Genomic DNA, 15,445 nt, shown 5'->3' with positions numbered 1-15,445 from the left:
CCGGCCGTCCCGGTCGCGGTGCGCCGCTTCCGGTTGGCGGTTCGTTACTTCTCGGTGACGCCGGCCGAATCGAACGTCGCCACCTCGTGCATCGCCCGTGCGGCGCTCTGCACGATCGGCAGGGCCAGCAGCGCGCCGGTGCCTTCGCCGAGGCGGAGGTCGAGGTCGACCAGCGGACGCAGGCCCAGCTTGTTGAGCGCGGCGACGTGGCCGGGCTCGGCGCTGCGGTGGCCCGCGATGCAGGCGGACAGGGCCTCGGGGGCGATCGCCCGCGCGACCAGGGCCGCCGCGCCCGCGCTGACGCCGTCGAGGATCACCGGCGTACGGAGCGAAGCGCCGCCGAGCAGGAACCCGGCCATCGCGGCGTGCTCCAGACCGCCGACCGCGGCCAGCACCCCGATCGGGTCGGCCGGGTCGGGCTGGTGGAGGTCGAGGGCGCGGCGCACCACGTCGACCTTGCGGGCGTGCATCTCGTCGTTGATGCCGGTGCCGCGCCCGGTCACCTCGGCCGGGTCCATGCCGGTGTAGACGCTGATCAGCGCGGCCGACGCGGTGGTGTTGGCGATGCCCATCTCACCGGTGAGCAGACCCTTGTTGCCGGCCGCGACCAGGTCACGGGCGGTCTCGATGCCGACCTCGATCGCGGCGAGGACCTCCTCGCGGGTGAGGGCGGGGCCGGTCGTGAAGTCGGCCGTTCCGGCACGGACCTTGCGGGGCAGCAGGCCGGGCGTCGCGGGCAGTTCCATCGCCACGCCGACGTCGACCACGCAGACCTCGGCGCCCACCTGGGAGGCGAAGGCGTTGCAGACCGCGCCGCCGCCGAGGAAGTTGGCGACCATCTGGCCGGTGACCTCCTGCGGCCAGGCCGTGACGCCCTGGGCGTGCACCCCGTGGTCGCCGGCGAAGACCGCGACGGCCGCGGGCTCGGGGATCGGCGGCGGGCAGACGCGGGAGAGCCCGGACAGCTGCGCGGAGATGATCTCCAGCATGCCGAGCGCCCCGGCCGGCTTGGTCATCCTCTTCTGGCGCTCCCACGCCTCGCCGAGCGCCTTGGCGTCCAGCGGGCGGATGTTGGCGATGGTCTCCTGGAGCAGGTCGTGCGGCTCCTCGCCGGGCAGGGCGCGGCGGCCGTACGTCTCCTCGTGGACGACCCAGGACAGCGGGCGCCGCTTGGACCAGCCCGCCTGCATCAGCTCGGGCTCCTCGGGGAACTCGTCGACGTAACCGACGCAGAGATACGCGACGACCTCGAGGTGCTCGGGCAGGCCCAGGGCGCGGACCATCTCCCGCTCGTCGAAGAAGCTGACCCAGCCGACGCCGAGCCCCTCGGCGCGGGCGGCGAGCCAGAGGTTCTCGACGGCGAGCGCGGAGGAGTACGGGGCCATCTGCGGCTGGGTGTGCCGGCCGAGGGTGTGGCGGCCGCCGCGGGTGGGGTCGGCGGTGACGACGATGTTCACCGGGGTGTCGAGGATGGCCTCGATCTTCAGTTCCTTGAACTGCTTGGCCCGGCCCTTGGGCAGCGACTTGGCGTAGGCGTCGCGCTGGCGCTGGGCCAGTTCGTGCATGGAGCGGCGGGTCTCCGCGGAGCGGATGACGACGAAGTCCCAGGGCTGGGAGTGGCCGACGCTGGGCGCGGTGTGCGCGGCTTCGAGGACGCGGAGCAGGACCTCGTGCGGGATGGGGTCGCTGCGGAAGCCGTTGCGGATGTCACGGCGCTCGCGCATGACCCGGAGCACCGCCTCGCGCTCGGCGTCGTCGTAGCCGGGGGCGGGCGGACCGGCGGGGGCCTCGGGCTCCGCCTCGGCCTCGGGCGCGGACTCCTCGGACCGGGCTTCCGGCTGTACGGACGCGGCGGGCGCGGCCTCGGGCTGCTCGGCGGGGGCCGGTTCCGGCTCCTCGGCGGGACCGGCCGCTTCCGCGTCGGCGGTGGCGTCCGGAGCGTCCGGGACCTCGACGGCCACCGGCTCCGGCCCGGCCGCGACCGGCGCCTCGGGCTCCGGGGCGGGTACGGGTGCCTGCTCCGGGGCTCCGGCGGGGGCCGCCTCAGCGACGGGCTCGACGGCCTCCGGCTGGGCGGGCCGCACGGGCTCCATGACGAACGGAACACGCTCGGGCTCGGGCTCGGCGGTCTCCGAAGCCACGGAAACCTCGGGGGTCTCGGACACCTCGGGAGTCTCGGAAGCGGGCACGGCCTCGGGCTCCGCCTCGGCGGCCGGTTCCACAGCCGGTTCCGCGACGGCCTCCGGGGCGGGGCGCGGATCCGTGGGCACCGGGCCGTCCACAGGCACGGGCTGCTCCGTAGGAACGGCCTCGGCGATGTCCTGCGCCACCACGGCCTCGGCAGGCGCCTCGGCGACCGCTTCGTCCCCCACCGGCTCCGGCTCCACGGCCGGAGCGACCGGAACATCCGGTGCGGCCTCGGCGGCCGTCGGCTCGGTCACCACGGGATCGGCGACCGGGGCCTCGGCCTGCGGCTCCGCCACCGGAGCGGGCTCGGCCTGCGCCGGGGCCGGTTCGGCCACCGCTTCGACGACGGGCTCCACGACCGGTTCGGCCACGGGCTGCGCCACGGCCTCCGCCGTCTCGGCGACCGGCTCCGGGGCGATCTGCTCCGCCACGGCCGGTACGGCCTCCGGCTGCGGTGCCGGGGTCTCGGCGACGGCAGGGGCCTGGGCCGCCCACGGGCTGCCGCCCTGCGGCGCGAACTCCCCCGGCTGCGGCAGCTGCGAGGCGTCCTCGACCGGTGCCTCGAAGTACTCCGGGCCCGGGGCGACCGGCGCCGGCGCGGCCGGGGCCTGGGCGCGGACGCGGGTACGGGCCCGCGGGGCGCCCGCGGGCCCCCGGTCGGCGAGCGAGCGCACCACACCACCGGTGGGCGTACCGCCGCCGTACGTCGGCGATCCGTCGGCCGCTACCGGGCCGCGGTGCAGCGGCCGGCGCGCCGGTGCCTGCGGCGGGACCTGGGCCGCCTGAGCGGGGGCGGGAACGGGGGCGGGCTCCGGCATGCGTACGCCGCTCAGGTCGACCGAGCCGGAGTCGCGGCCGCCGGACTCGTGGGTGCCCTGGCCGGGCACGGGCAGCGGCTCCGCCACCGGCTGCGGGGCGGGGTACGCCTCCGTTGCCTGTGCCGGGGCGGGCTCCGGCGCGGGAACGGGCTCCTGGGCCCGGGCGGGGGGCTCGCCGGCCGGCTGCGCGTAGGGCTGTGCCGTGGGCAGGGCCTGGTGGCTCCCGCCCTGGGCGGGCAGCGGGGCCGGGGCGGCGACGCCCTCGGGGTACACCGGGGCCGGGACGGGCTGCGGGTCGCTCCATCCGCCCTGGGGGCTCGGCATCAGGAGAACGTCGTCGTCCTCGACGACATGCTCGGAGGGAGCGAGGTAGGCGTAGGCCTCCGGGGCGGCGACGCCCGGCTGCTCCACCGTGCCTGCGTTCTCCGGCAGTCCCTCACCCGGGATCTGGCCGGTGTCACTCATGCGTACCCCTCGCCCATTCGTCAGTCTTCTTCGGCCCTTCGCCCGGGACGCCCGAACACGGCGGGCCGGTGCTCGTCAACAAGAACGAGCGGGCTCGCCGCGCGGCACGAAACGGTCGCGGACATACTGCATTCTCGCGGCCATTCGCCGCCGCGGCAGCCCATTTCGCCACGGCCCGCTGTGGACTGCGCCACGTCGCGCGTCCCCCGGTTCCGCCGTACCACAGCCGGAACCAAAACAGTCCCCTTTTCCGGACATTGACGAACGAAGCGACGAACGTCCGGGCGCGGTACAACAATCGGCCAGCCTACCTCGCGCCACGCACCGCCCGGCTCAGAGGTCCGGGCACAGGTCCGAGCGCAGGCCCGAGAGGAGGAACACGACCGCGCGTTCCCGTTCCGACCAGGCGGTCGTGTCGAGTTCGACGGACTGGAGCAGCGAGCAGCGGACGGTGTACCCGTTCGCGGCGAGGGCGGCGCCGAGCGCCTCGGCCTCGTCCCGCGTCGAGGCGTGGGTCACGACGCGTTCCGGGCGCCGGTCGGTGACGGCGGTGACGACGGGCACCCCGCCGCCCCCGATCCGTACGATGTCCGGTTCCGGCAGCCGTTCCAGCACATGGGGTGCCCGGCCCTCGACGACCTGGAGCTGGACGCCGTGGGCCCGTGCGGCGGCCGCGGTACGGGCGCAGGCCGCCGGGTCGCTGTCGACCGCCAGGACGGCCGCGCCGAAGCGGGCCGCCTCCACGGCCAGCGCGCCGCCGCCGGAGCCGATGTCCCAGAGGAGGTCACCGGTGCGCGGGCCGAGGCGGGCCAGCTGGGCGGCGCGCAGCCCGGGGGCCCCGCCCTCGCCGTCCCCCGCCGCGCCGTCCGGGTACGCCTCGGCGGGCAGCGCCCAGCCGCGTACACCGTGCGGGTGGCCGGGGCGGCGGCCGGAGATCCAGGCACCGGTGGCCGGGGGTTCGGATCCGCCGCCGAGGACGATCACGACGTTGGGGTCGCGCCAGACGTGGTCGGCGGCCTTGTCGGAGGCGACGACGGTGACCTGCTCGCGGGCGGTGCCGAGCTCCTCGCAGATGACGAAGGTGCGGTGGACGCCTTCGAGGAGCAGGGCCAGTTCGGCGGGGCCGGCGCCAGGCGAGGTGAGGACGGCGACCTTGTGGTGGGCGCGGCAGACGTTGACGGCGCGGCGCAGGGTGCGGGGGTGGGCGACGACCGTGCGGGCGTCCTCCCACGGCATGCCCGCGCGGGCGAACGCGGCGGCGACGGAGGACACGGCCGGGACGACCTCGACCTCCAGCCCGTGCTCGGGGGCGCGGAGGGTGCGGACGACGCCGAAGTAGCCGGGGTCGCCGTCGGCGAGCACCACGGCGCTGCCCCGGTGGCCGGCGATCCGGCGGGCGGCGAGGTCGATGGAGCCCAGGCGGATGCGTTCGGCGTTCGCCGGGACCTCGGGGAGTTCGAGGTGGTGGGCGGCTCCGGCGACGAGCGTGGCGGCCGAGAGGGCTGCCGCGGCCGCTTCCGTCAGGGGCGAGCCGTCCCAGCCGATCACGGTGACCCGATCGGCCATGTGTCGTCAGTCTCCTGGAGTCGTCGCAGGCGGGGGTGGTGGGGAGGAGCGGGCAGGGTGACATTACCCGGTCCGTACCGGCTCGGCGCCCCGAGCCCTTCGGAGGGTCAGTTCCAGTCGTTGTAGCTGCCGTAGCCGCTTGCGTCGGCGAGCTGCTCGGCCACGCCTTCGAGGTCCTCGGGGAGCAGTCCCCAGACGATGAGGTCGGTCCTGATGTCGGTCCAGCCGCCGTCGGTGCCGTTGTCGGTCCGGCTCCGCGCTATGCGGGCGTTGCGCAGGACGCCCTCGCTGATGCAGCCGAGTTTCTGGGCGACCTGCTGGGCGGCGGTGTTGTCGGCCGCGGTGCGCAGTTCGAGGCGTTCGAAGCCCTGGTCGCGGAAGAGCCACTGGGCCACCGCCAGCATGGCCTCGGTGGCGTATCCCTCGCCCCGGGCCCAGGGGGCGGTGATGTAGGAGCCCTCGGTGGCGAGGGTGCGCCAGTCGGTGCGGTGGAGCCGGACCGAGCCGACGAGCCGCTGGGTGAGGAACTCGGTGACGGCGAGCACGATGCCGTCGCCGGCGGTGCGCCGGGCGGGGGCGATCCTGCGGACCCACCGTTCGGCGTCGATCCGGGTGTAGGGGTGGGGGGCGTCGGTCCAGGCGGTGACCATCTCGTCGTTCATCATCTCGATGTACGCGGGGAGGTCCACCATGTCGAAGGGGCGCAGCACCAACCGGTCCGTGCTGATGGAGATGTCCGGGAAGGTGGAAGTCATGCGCAGCTCCATGCCGAAGACCGTTAAAGGCACAGCATGCAGCATCGGCCCGTCGTCGCGCATGGTCGGGTCGGAACGCCGGAGCCCCGCGCCCCCCTGGCGGGGTGCGCGGGGCCCGTCGGGCAAGTGCGGTGCGGTGGTCAGGACTTGGCGGCGGTCCCGAAGGCAGGGACGACCGAGCCCTGGTAGGTGTCCTCGATGAACTTCTTGACCTCGTCGGAGTGCAGGAGCTCCAGGAGCTTCTGGACGCGGGCGTCCTTCTCGTTGCCCTTCTTGACGGCGATGATGTTGGCGTACGGGTTGCCGTCGGCCTTCTCCAGCACCAGGGCGTCCTTGGCGGGCTTGAGGTCGGCCTCGATGGCGTAGTTGCCGTTGATGACGGCGGCGTCCACCTCGTTCAGCGCGCGGGGCACGGTGGCGGCCTCCAGCTCCTTGAACTCCAGGCCCTTCTTGTCGGTGATGTCGCTCAGCCTGGCGCTGGAGCCGACGCCGTCCTTGAGGGTGATGAGGCCGTTCTCGGCGAGGAGCTGGAGCGCGCGGCCCTCGTTGGTGGTGTCGTTGGGAACGGCGATGGTCTGGCCGGACTTGATGTCCTTGAGGTCCTTGACCTTCTTGGAGTACAGGCCGAGGGGCTCCAGGTGGACGGTGCCGACGGAGACGAGGTGGGTGTTCTTCTTCGCGTTGAAGTCGTCCAGGTACGGCTGGTGCTGGAAGAAGTTGGCGTCGACCTGGCCGGTCTCGGTGGCGGTGTTCGGCAGGACGTAGTCCGTGAACTCCTTGACCTCCAGCTTGAGGCCGGCCTTCTCGGCCAGGTTCTTCTGGACGAAGCCCAGGATGTCGGCGTGCGGCGTCGGGGACGCGGCGACGACGAGCGGCTTGGAGGTGTCGGCCTTGGCGCTGTCGCTCTTGGCGCCCGGGTCGGAGGAGGTGCCGCAGGCGGTGAGGCCGAGGGCGAGGGCGCCGAGGGCGGCGGCGGCCGCGGTGATCTTGATGTTCTTACGCACGAAAAGTGCCTCTTTCCAGTGGTGGTGGTGCGCCCGGACAAGGAGTGCGGGCTTGCGGGGAGAGAAGTCTCAGGTGGCGCTGCGGCCCCGGCGGGCCAGCAGGCGTACGGCGGTGTCGCCGATCAGCTGGATCACGGTCACGATGACGATGAGCAGGGCGACGGTGACGAGCATGAAGCGGTTGTCGAAGCGCAGGTATCCGTAGGTGACGGCCTTGGAGCCGAGCCCCTCGCCGCCGACCGCGCCGGCCATCGCGGAGTAGCCGACGAGCACGATGACGGTGGTGGTGACGGCGGAGACGAGCGAGGGCAGCGCCTGCGGCAGCAGGACCTTGCGGACGATCGTCGGGATGGAGCCGCCCATCGACTGGACGGCTTCGACGAGCCCGTGGTCGACCTCGCGGACGGCGGTCTCGACGAGCCGGGCGAAGAACGGGATGGCGCCGACGGAGAGCGGGACGATCATCGCGGTGGGGCCGATGAAGGTGCCGACGACCCAGGTGGTGAAGGGGATCAGCGCGATCAGCAGGATGAGGAACGGCAGCGAGCGGCCGATGTTCACGACGGCGCCGACAATCTTGTTCACCGGGGCGTTCCGGAGGAGTCCGCCCTTGTCGGTGAGGACCAGCAGGACACCCAGCGGCAGTCCGACGGCCACGGTGACGACGGTGGCCCAGAGCACCATGTAGAGGGTGTCGACGGTCCCCTGGGCGAGCAGCGGCTGCATCTCGGACCAGGTCACTTCGCCACCTCCTTGGTGAGCGGTGCGGCGTTCTGCGCGGGAACGGATTCGGCGGGGTCCTCGACGACGTCCGCCTGGAGGCCCTGCTCGCGCAGGAAGCCGATCGGTACGACGTTCTCCTCGAAGCGGCCGGGCAGCTCGATGCGCATCCGGCCGATCTGGCGGCCGCCGACGGTGTCCATCGCGGCGCCGAGGATCGAGATGTCGATGTTGTACGTGCGGGAGAGCTGGGAGATCACCGGCCGGCCGGCGGCGTCGCCGTGGAAGGTGACGTCGACGACGGTGTGGTCGGGGCCGGAGCCCGTACCGCCGACGGGGAACAGTTCCTGGGCCAGTGCGGAGCCGGGGGTGGCGAGCAGGTCGCGGACGGTGCCGGACTCGACGACGCGGCCCTTGCGCATCAGCGCGGCGGAGTCGCAGACGGTCTTGACGACGTCCATCTCGTGCGTGATGAGCAGGACGGTGAGGCCGAGCTGCTGCCCGAGGTCGCGCAGGAGCTGGAGGACGGAGCGGGTGGTCTCGGGGTCGAGGGCCGAGGTCGCCTCGTCGGAGAGCAGCACCTTGGGGTCGCCGGCCAGGGCGCGGGCGATGCCGACGCGCTGCTTCTGGCCGCCGGAGAGCTGGCCGGGGTAGGACTTGGCCTTGTCGGCGAGGCCGACCAGGCCGAGGAGTTCGAGGGCCTTGCGGGACCGGTCGCGGCCGGGGACGCCGAGGATCTCCAGCGGGAGTTCGACGTTGCCCTGGACGGTGCGGGAGGCCAGCAGGTTGAAGTGCTGGAAGACCATGCCGATGCGGCTGCGTGCCTCGCGCAGCTCCCGGCCGGCGCGGCGGCCCCGGCCGGCGAGGGCGGTGAGGTCCTGGCCGTCCACGGTCACGGTGCCGGAGGTGGGGCGTTCCAGGAGGTTGACGCAGCGGATGAGGGAGGACTTGCCGGCGCCGCTCTGTCCGATGACGCCGAACACCTCGCCCTCGCGGACGTGCAGGTCGACGCCGTCCAGGGCGGTGACCTCGCGGCCGCGCGACTGGTAGACCTTCGTGAGGCCCGAAGTGGTGATCACAGGGTTTCCGTCACTGTCGAGTGCGCGACGCGGTGTCCGCCGGGCACGGGGCATTCGTCCGATGAGACTGCTGGGGCGTGGGACCGGGTGGTCCGGGCGCGGTCTCCGGCGCGGCCTGGCATGGCACGGGGCCGGGCGGCGGCGCAGGGGCAGGCTCGTTCCGCTGGGTGCGGACGGCTGGGGCTCGGTCTCGCTTCGGGGCGCGAGACTCAGGCGTGGACCCTCAGAAGGTGCGCATTCGACACATACAACGAGCACCGGGCGTCGTGTCCGCCTCGGTCGCAAGGATGCGTTCGCTCGTCGTGGTCATGGAGCCAAGTAAAACAGACGCCACGCTCCACCGAGCCGGACTGTCCGAATAGCGGACAGTCGTGGACGCGAGGGCGGCCCGGGAGCACCGTGACCGGAATTCACCATCGGCAAGGCCGTGACCTGCGGTGATGCACCGCACGAGGGGGCGGCGGCCGGGGCTCCGGGCGGCGCGGGAGGCGTCCGTTCTGTGGTCAAGGCCACGGCGCGCGCCGCCGTCGCGGACCAAACGGCCTCCACCGGGCGGGGGCGCACGCGGGAGGCCGTTTGGTCCGTAATACCCTCGCTCCATGCTTGTCGCCCTGACGGTCGCGGTCGCCGTGACCGCGCTCGCCCTCGCCGCCTGGTGCGGATTCGCCGCCTACCGGGACCAGCCCACCAAGGACTGGCACTTCATCGGCATGGCCGTGGTCTCGCTGCTGGCGCTGGCCCAGCTGGTGGTGGGCATCGTGCAGCTGTCCCGGGGCGAGCGGCCCGAGCAGGGCATGACGATCTTCATCGCGTATCTGATCGGGTCCTTCCTCGCGGTGCCCGCGGCCGGATTCCTGTCGCTGACCGAACGGACCCGCTGGGGCTCGGTGACGGTGGCGGCGGGCGCGGTCGTGCTGGCCGTCCTCGAAGTACGGCTCTACGACATCTGGGGAAACTGACCGTGACCGACACCGATCGCACCGCCGCGCCCACCGGCACCGCCGAGAAGCAGCCCTTCGACCTCGGCGCCGGCCCCGGCCGGGTGCTGGTCTGGTTCTACGGGGTGTTCACCGTCGCGGCCGCCTCCCGCTCGATCGTCCAGATGATCCTGGACTTCGGGAAGGCACCGCTGGCCTACGTGCTGTCGGCCGTCGCCGCGCTCGTGTACGGGTTCATCACGTACTCGCTGGTGCGCGGGGGCGAGAGGGCCCGCCGGAGCGCGCTGGTGTGCTGTGCGGCGGAGCTGCTCGGTGTGCTGGTCGTCGGGGTGTGGACGATGGTGGAGCCCTCGGCGTTCGCGGACGCCACCGTCTGGTCCGAGTTCGGGATGGGTTACCTGTTCATCCCGGTGATCCTGCCGGTCACCGGGATGATCTGGCTGCGCCGCGCCCGTCGGGCGTGACGGCTCGGGCTCAGGCGCTGGCCACGTAGGCGGGACGGCCGGCGTCCTTCTCCAGGAGGATCATCAGGACGCCGTCCCGGCCGGTCTCGTTGCCCACCGGGGCGTAGCCGGCCCGGCGGTAGAGCCGCAGGTTGCCCTCGCTGCGGTGGCCGGTGTGCAGCCGGAAGCGGGTGGTCGCCCGCTCGTCGGCGAGCCCCTTCTCCGCCGCGCGCAGCAGCCGGGCACCGAGGCCGTGGCCCTGGAGCCGGGGGTGGACGCAGAGTCGGCCGATCTCACCCGTACCGTCCTCGCCGACGGCCCCGCGGACCGTTCCGACGACCTCGTCGCCCAGCCGCGCCACGCACACCAGGCCGGTGGCGATCTCGGCGCGCAGCGCGTCGAGGCTCTCGACCAGCGGGGCGATCCGGTAGTTCCCGTACAGCTCCGCCTCGCTCTGGAAACAGAGGTACTGGAGCTTCAGGATCTCTTCGGCGTCCTGTGCCGTCGCCGTCGAGATGATCACGCTCATGCCCATCTGCGCATGCCTCCGCCCACCTGATCCATCGGTTGTCTAACGCTCCTTTCCCCGCAGTTCAGGAGCCGCAACCTCCGCCGCGAGCATTCTGCGCAGACATCCAAGGCAACGGGAACGGATCGGGCCCAAACTCCCCTGTGACATACCCAACTTCCCTGCGATTTCCCGGTAGGTCGGGTCACCGGGCGCCAGCAGGGCCGCTAAGAGCCGGGCGCACCGGCCGGGCAGCCGTTCCACCGCCGCGCGCAGCGCCCTGCGTTCGTCGGCGCCGAGGGCGAGCCGTTCGGGGCAGCCGCCGGGGTCGGGGGCCGTGTCGTCCCGGAAGGGCCGTTCGCGCCGCACGGTACGGCGGGCCCGGCGGGCCTCGCCCCGTACGGCGGTCCGCACCCAGCGGGCCGGGTCCACCGGCGGCCCCTCCCCTGCGAACCGCTCCAGCAGCCGGAGCCAGACGGCCTGTTCGAGGTCGGCCGGTTCGATCGCGGCACCCGTCGCCGAGGCGGCCGCCTCGGCGACGGCCTCGGCGCTCACCAGCGGGCGCAGGGCCCGGACGACGGACGCGGGTACGGGCACCGGGCCCGTGGAGACATCATCGGAAAAGTTCATGACCGGCCAACGCGCCCGGGCGCGCGACCGGTTGCCGGGCCGGGCGAGCACCACCCGACCGGGGTACGCCCCGGTCGGACGGTGACGCCGGTGTCACTTGGCGGTGAAGTCCGCCGCGGCGAGCAGGGCCGTGTCCGGGTTGTCGGAGAAGATCCCGTCGATGCCGGTGGCAAAGTACGCCTGGAACGCGCCGAAAGCGTCGCCGTAGGCGTTGGGGTCGGTGCCGCGCCGGAAGTCGGCGGGCAGGAAGGTGTTCTCGTTGCGCATGGTGTAGGGGTGCAGGACGAGGCCCTGGGCGTGCGCGTCCCGGACCAGGGTGGTCGGCGTGGTGAGCCGGCCGGCGGAGTCCTTGGGGATGACCAGGTCCAGGGTGGGGCCGATGCCCTGGGCGTAGGAGGCCATCCACTTCAGCCCCTCGGGCTTCACCAGGTCCGCCACGGTGCGCGGGTCGCCGGAGGTGACGAAGTCCCAGGGGCGCTCGCCCGCGCCGGAGAGCAGCACGACGCGCGGGGTCCCGACGAGCCGGGCGAGCCGCTGGATGCTGCCGGGCTCGAAGGACTGGAGGATGACCGGGGACTGCTTGCGGTGCAGGTGGTAGCGGCGCAGCAGCTTGGCGAGCGGCTCTTCGAGGCCGAGGCCGAGGCCCCGGAAGTAGGTGGGGTGCTTGGTCTCGACGTACAGCCAGACGGGCTTGCCGCGCCTGCGGCCCTCGCGGTCGGCCCAGCGCAGGACCTCCTCGAAGGTGGGGACGTCCCAGCGGCCGTCGTAGAGCGTGTTCTTCTGCCGGGTGCCGGGGATGCGCTCCTTGGCGCGGAGGGTCTTCAGCTCGGCGAGGGTGAAGTCCTCGGTGAACCAGCCGGTGAGGGAGGTGCCGTCGACCTTCTTCGTGGTCCGGCGGCTCGCGAACTCCGGGTGGTCGGCGACGTCGGTGGTGGCGGTGATGTCGTTCTCGTGGCGGCAGACGAGGTGGCCGTCCTTGGTCGGCACCAGGTCCTGCTCGACGACGTGCGCGCCCATGTCGAGGGCCAGCTGGTAGGAGCCCAGGGTGTGCTCGGGGCGGTAGCCGCTGGTGCCGCGGTGCCCGATGACCGTGGGGACCGGCAGGTCGAGGCGGAAGCCGTGCCCGCCGGGCTTCGCCGCGGGGCCGGCGGCGGCCGGAGTGGCGGACAGCCCCAGGGCGGCCGTGCCCAGTACGGCGGCTCCCGCTCCCAGCATGGCCCTGCGGCCGGGACCGGTCTGCGCGCGCTCAGTCATGGATGCTCCTCGCGTGTGATGTGTCGCACCTGTCGGGCGGGGCCCGAGCGTAGGCAGCCTCTCCGTCGCGGGGACGGCACCTGGGCGAACATGGCGCAAACTCGTGTCACCACCGGGTATCCGCTCCGTGAACCCGATGTGCGGAGAGTGAGTTCCCGCGAGTATCGTCCTCACCTGCATGGACCGTCACGATCCCGCGCCCCGGCCGGCCCGGCCGCTACACCGGAGGAACCGTTGTCCCGTCACGCACTCATCAAGGCAGTGCTCGGACCGATCTTGCGCCTGATGTTCCGCCCGCAGGTGGAGGGCGTGGAGAACATCCCCGGGGACGGTCCGGTGATCCTGGCGGGCAACCATCTGACGTTCATCGACTCGATGATCATGCCGATCTGCTGCGACCGGCCGGTGTTCTACATCGGCAAGGACGAGTACGTGACCGGCAAGGGGCTCAAGGGCCGGGCGATGGCCTGGTTCTTCACCGGCTGCGGCATGATCCCGGTGGACCGGGACGGCGGCCGCGGCGGGGTCGCGGCGCTGATGACGGGCCGTCGGGTGCTGGAGGAGGGCAAGGCGTTCGCGATCTACCCCGAGGGCACCCGCTCCCCCGACGGCCGGCTGTACCGGGGCCGTACGGGCATCGCCCGGCTGACCCTGATGACGGGGGCGCCCGTGGTGCCGTTCGCGATGATCGGCACGGACAAGCTCCAGCCGGGCGGGTCGGGCCTGCCGCGCCCCGGGAAGGTGACGGTCCGGTTCGGTGAGCCGATGGAGTTCTCCCGGTACGAGGGAATGGACCGCGACCGCTATGTGCTGCGGGCGGTGACCGACTCCGTGATGGCCGAGGTGATGCGGCTGTCCGGTCAGGAGTACGTCGACATGTACGCCACGAAGGCGAAGGCCGCCTGAGCCCGCGCGCACCCGGCGAAGGGCCCGTACCACCCGAACGGTGGTGCGGGCCCTTCGCCGTGTCGCGTCAGTGGTGCGCGGCGCCGTCCTCCAGCTTCTGACCGCGCAGCAGGAACCAGGCGGCCACCGCCGTCGCGAGGAGGACCGCCGCGCCGACGCCCGCGGCCAGTTGCAGCCCGGAGAGGAACGACTCCTGTGCCGCGGCGACCAGTTCCGCCGCCTGCCCGGCCGGCAGGCCGTGGGACGCCTCGACCGCGCCGCCGAGCGATTCGTGGGCCGCGGCGGCGGGTCCGGCCGGAACGCCGTCCGGGGTGTCGAACGTCTGGTAGACGCCGGTGACGATGGAGCCGAGCAGGGCGATGCCGAGGGCCGCGCCGAGCTCGTACGCCGTCTCCGAGACGGCTCCCGCGGCGCCCGCCTGCTCCTTCGGGACGCTGGAGAGGATCACGTCGGAGGTGACGGTGAAGGCGAAGCCCGCACCCGCGCCGACGACGAGCAGCACGGCGCCCATCAGCGGATAGGCGGTCTGCTGGTCGAGCACGGTGACGGCGGCGAGCGCCAGGCCGATCGCCGCGAGGCCGCCGCTCACCACCGAGCGGACCGAGAAGCGGCGGGCCGCCCGCCCGGCGATCAGACCGGCGACGACCGCCCCGACGGCCGCGGGCAGTTCGGCGAGCCCGGCCTCCAGCGGACCGCGCCCCTGCACCAGCTGGAAGAACTGGGACAGGAAGAAGACGAGCCCGGACAGGCCGAGGATGGTCAGCAGATCGGCCACCACCGCGCCCGAGAAGCCCCGGTGGCGGAAGAGCCGCATGTCCAGCAGCGGCGCGGGGAGCGTGAGCTGCCTGCGGACGAACCAGCAGAGCGCGGCCGCGCCGACGACGCCGGCGAGGACCGTCACCGGGTCCGGGCCGTGCGCCGCCAGCTCCTTGACGGTGTAGACGACACCGATCATGCCGATGACGGAGAGCCCGACGCTGATCAGGTCCCAGGGGCCCGGGACCGGGTTCTTCGACTCGGGGATCATCTTCGCGCCGACGACCACGAGGACCGCCATGACCGGCAGGTTGATCAGGAAGACCGAGCCCCACCAGAAGTGCTCCAGCAGGAGCCCGCCGACCACGGGTCCGACGGCCGCGCCCGCCGAGGCCATCGCACCCCAGATCCCGATGGCCAGGCTGCGTTCGCGCGGGTCGTGGAAGAGGTTGCGGATCAGGGCGAGCGTGGACGGCATCAGCGTGGCACCCGCCACACCGAGCAGCGCCCGCGCCAGGATCATCATCCCGGGGGTGTGCGCGTAGGCGTTGAGCACGGAGACCGCGCCGAACGCGATCGCGCCGCTGAGCAGCAGCTTCTTGCGGCCGATCCGGTCACCGAGGCTGCCCATCGAGACCAGCAGTCCGGCGATGACGAAGGAGTAGATGTCGCCGATCCACAGCAGCTGGGTACCGGTCGGTTCGAGGTCCTCGGTGAGGAAGGGGGTCGCCAGTCCGAGGACGGTGGCGTCGATCGCCACGAGCAGCACGGCCAGGACGAGCACGGCAAGTGCGATCCACCGTCCGGGGCGCAGCTCCTCCGTTCCCTGGACGCGCTGTTCGGTCAGGCTCATTTCTCCACGCTCCGGCGTGCTCCACCGAGCATCAGCTCGGTGATCATGTACTGGAAGTCCTGGCTCGCGACGCTGCCCGCCTGGACGGCCCAGGCGCCGGACGAGACGAGTCCGTAGAACGCCTCGGTCAGCCAGGCGGGGGTGAGGTCGATCCGGAATTCGCCGCGCTCCTGGCCGCTCCGGAAGAAGGCGGCCACCCGGGCGTCCAGGCGGCTCCAGCCCTCGTTCACCGCGTCGCCCTCGAAGAGCTGGTTCTCGGTGACCAGGAAGGAGAGGAGCCCGGCGCTGGGCTCGATGGCCGCGACGAGACGGCGCAGCGCGTCCGGTGCCGGGCCCTCGTCGAGCGCGGCGGTGTCCAGGGCCGCCTCGACCTCCCGGATGCCCAGCTCCTCCAGCGCCCTGACCAGCGCGTCCCGCCCGGCGAAGTGCCGGTGCAGGGTGGCGCGGCCGATACCGGCGGCGCGGGCGACCTCGTCCATGGTGGCGGTCGACTTGCGGGTCAGCAGGGCGGCGGCGCTGCGCAGCACCTGCTCACGATCGAGACTCATGAGACAACCATAACC

At 72.9% G+C, this 15,445-nt stretch carries 14 protein-coding genes; 3 read left to right on the top strand and 11 right to left on the bottom strand.

The features are described 5' to 3' along the window. Window positions 1-44: 44 nt before the first annotated feature. The 6 genes from cobT to ACIQGQ_RS19645 form a co-directional block, all read right to left on the bottom strand. Complete coding sequence (gene cobT, locus ACIQGQ_RS19670; protein WP_402397464.1) at window positions 45-3,470, bottom strand: nicotinate-nucleotide--dimethylbenzimidazole phosphoribosyltransferase; 3,426 nt, start codon at window positions 3,468-3,470, stop codon at window positions 45-47. 333 nt (window positions 3,471-3,803) lie between these two features. Continuing rightward, window positions 3,804-5,036 (bottom strand): precorrin-6y C5,15-methyltransferase (decarboxylating) subunit CbiE, encoded by a 1,233-nt coding sequence (gene cbiE, locus ACIQGQ_RS19665; protein WP_402397461.1) that lies wholly within the window; start codon window positions 5,034-5,036, stop codon window positions 3,804-3,806. Window positions 5,037-5,143: 107 nt separating this feature from the next. Beyond that, entirely contained in the window at window positions 5,144-5,791 is a 648-nt protein-coding gene (locus tag ACIQGQ_RS19660) for a GNAT family N-acetyltransferase (RefSeq protein WP_352277490.1), read from the bottom strand. A 140-nt stretch (window positions 5,792-5,931) separates the two neighbouring features. After that, window positions 5,932-6,795, bottom strand: a complete 864-nt coding sequence (locus ACIQGQ_RS19655; RefSeq protein ID WP_402397459.1) for a MetQ/NlpA family ABC transporter substrate-binding protein — start codon at window positions 6,793-6,795, stop codon at window positions 5,932-5,934. Between the two features lie 69 nt (window positions 6,796-6,864). Beyond that, window positions 6,865-7,536, bottom strand: a complete 672-nt coding sequence (locus tag ACIQGQ_RS19650; RefSeq protein ID WP_402397456.1) for a methionine ABC transporter permease — start codon at window positions 7,534-7,536, stop codon at window positions 6,865-6,867. Continuing rightward, a complete protein-coding gene (locus ACIQGQ_RS19645; RefSeq protein WP_402397454.1) occupies window positions 7,533-8,594 on the bottom strand; it encodes a methionine ABC transporter ATP-binding protein in 1,062 nt (353 codons plus the stop codon). Before ACIQGQ_RS19645 ends, ACIQGQ_RS19650 begins: the two co-directional genes overlap by 4 nt. Window positions 8,595-9,193: 599 nt before the next feature. Between ACIQGQ_RS19645 and ACIQGQ_RS19640 the strand changes: the two genes are divergently transcribed. Beyond that, window positions 9,194-9,553 (top strand): hypothetical protein, encoded by a 360-nt coding sequence (locus ACIQGQ_RS19640; protein ID WP_352277498.1) that lies wholly within the window; start codon window positions 9,194-9,196, stop codon window positions 9,551-9,553. A gap of 2 nt (window positions 9,554-9,555) precedes the next feature. Further along, window positions 9,556-9,996: a hypothetical protein gene (locus tag ACIQGQ_RS19635; protein ID WP_402397451.1), complete on the top strand. Its 441-nt coding sequence runs from the start codon at window positions 9,556-9,558 to the stop codon at window positions 9,994-9,996. Between the two features lie 10 nt (window positions 9,997-10,006). On the opposite strand, the gene ACIQGQ_RS19630 is transcribed toward ACIQGQ_RS19635, so the two are convergent. From ACIQGQ_RS19630 to ACIQGQ_RS19620, 3 genes are all read right to left on the bottom strand, one after another. Beyond that, a complete protein-coding gene (locus ACIQGQ_RS19630) occupies window positions 10,007-10,510 on the bottom strand; it encodes a GNAT family N-acetyltransferase (protein WP_402397448.1) in 504 nt (167 codons plus the stop codon). A 36-nt stretch (window positions 10,511-10,546) separates the two neighbouring features. Continuing rightward, window positions 10,547-11,113: a sigma-70 family RNA polymerase sigma factor gene (locus tag ACIQGQ_RS19625; protein WP_402397446.1), complete on the bottom strand. Its 567-nt coding sequence runs from the start codon at window positions 11,111-11,113 to the stop codon at window positions 10,547-10,549. A 93-nt stretch (window positions 11,114-11,206) separates the two neighbouring features. Continuing rightward, a complete protein-coding gene (locus ACIQGQ_RS19620; protein WP_402397443.1) occupies window positions 11,207-12,367 on the bottom strand; it encodes a glycerophosphodiester phosphodiesterase in 1,161 nt (386 codons plus the stop codon). A gap of 234 nt (window positions 12,368-12,601) precedes the next feature. Here ACIQGQ_RS19620 and ACIQGQ_RS19615 point away from each other — a divergent pair, with 234 nt between their 5' ends. Further along, complete coding sequence (locus ACIQGQ_RS19615) at window positions 12,602-13,273, top strand: lysophospholipid acyltransferase family protein (protein WP_352277505.1); 672 nt, start codon at window positions 12,602-12,604, stop codon at window positions 13,271-13,273. A gap of 67 nt (window positions 13,274-13,340) precedes the next feature. Here ACIQGQ_RS19615 and ACIQGQ_RS19610 read toward each other — a convergent pair whose 3' ends face one another. Together ACIQGQ_RS19610 and ACIQGQ_RS19605 are read right to left on the bottom strand one after the other, a co-directional pair. Beyond that, window positions 13,341-14,882, bottom strand: a complete 1,542-nt coding sequence (locus ACIQGQ_RS19610) for an MFS transporter (protein ID WP_402397441.1) — start codon at window positions 14,880-14,882, stop codon at window positions 13,341-13,343. Then, window positions 14,879-15,430: a TetR/AcrR family transcriptional regulator gene (locus ACIQGQ_RS19605; protein WP_385210752.1), complete on the bottom strand. Its 552-nt coding sequence runs from the start codon at window positions 15,428-15,430 to the stop codon at window positions 14,879-14,881. The genes ACIQGQ_RS19610 and ACIQGQ_RS19605 overlap by 4 nt, the downstream gene beginning before the upstream one ends. Window positions 15,431-15,445 lie beyond the last annotated feature (15 nt).

Source organism: Streptomyces sp. NPDC092952 (assembly GCF_044754785.1).
Taxonomy (GTDB): domain Bacteria; phylum Actinomycetota; class Actinomycetes; order Streptomycetales; family Streptomycetaceae; genus Streptomyces.
This window is presented reverse-complemented; position numbering and strand designations above follow the sequence as displayed.

What these genes read in the sequence shown, in the direction of transcription:
- cobT (WP_402397464.1), bottom strand. Translation starts at nt 3,470, where the DNA reads ATGAGTGACACCGGCCAGATCCCGGGTGAGGGACTGCCGGAGAACGCA.
- cbiE (WP_402397461.1), bottom strand. Translation starts at nt 5,036, where the DNA reads ATGGCCGATCGGGTCACCGTGATCGGCTGGGACGGCTCGCCCCTGACG.
- ACIQGQ_RS19660 (WP_352277490.1), bottom strand. Translation starts at nt 5,791, where the DNA reads ATGACTTCCACCTTCCCGGACATCTCCATCAGCACGGACCGGTTGGTG.
- ACIQGQ_RS19640 (WP_352277498.1), top strand. Translation starts at nt 9,194, where the DNA reads ATGCTTGTCGCCCTGACGGTCGCGGTCGCCGTGACCGCGCTCGCCCTC.
- ACIQGQ_RS19630 (WP_402397448.1), bottom strand. Translation starts at nt 10,510, where the DNA reads ATGGGCATGAGCGTGATCATCTCGACGGCGACGGCACAGGACGCCGAA.
- ACIQGQ_RS19625 (WP_402397446.1), bottom strand. Translation starts at nt 11,113, where the DNA reads ATGAACTTTTCCGATGATGTCTCCACGGGCCCGGTGCCCGTACCCGCG.
- ACIQGQ_RS19620 (WP_402397443.1), bottom strand. Translation starts at nt 12,367, where the DNA reads ATGACTGAGCGCGCGCAGACCGGTCCCGGCCGCAGGGCCATGCTGGGA.
- ACIQGQ_RS19610 (WP_402397441.1), bottom strand. Translation starts at nt 14,882, where the DNA reads ATGAGCCTGACCGAACAGCGCGTCCAGGGAACGGAGGAGCTGCGCCCC.
- ACIQGQ_RS19605 (WP_385210752.1), bottom strand. Translation starts at nt 15,430, where the DNA reads ATGAGTCTCGATCGTGAGCAGGTGCTGCGCAGCGCCGCCGCCCTGCTG.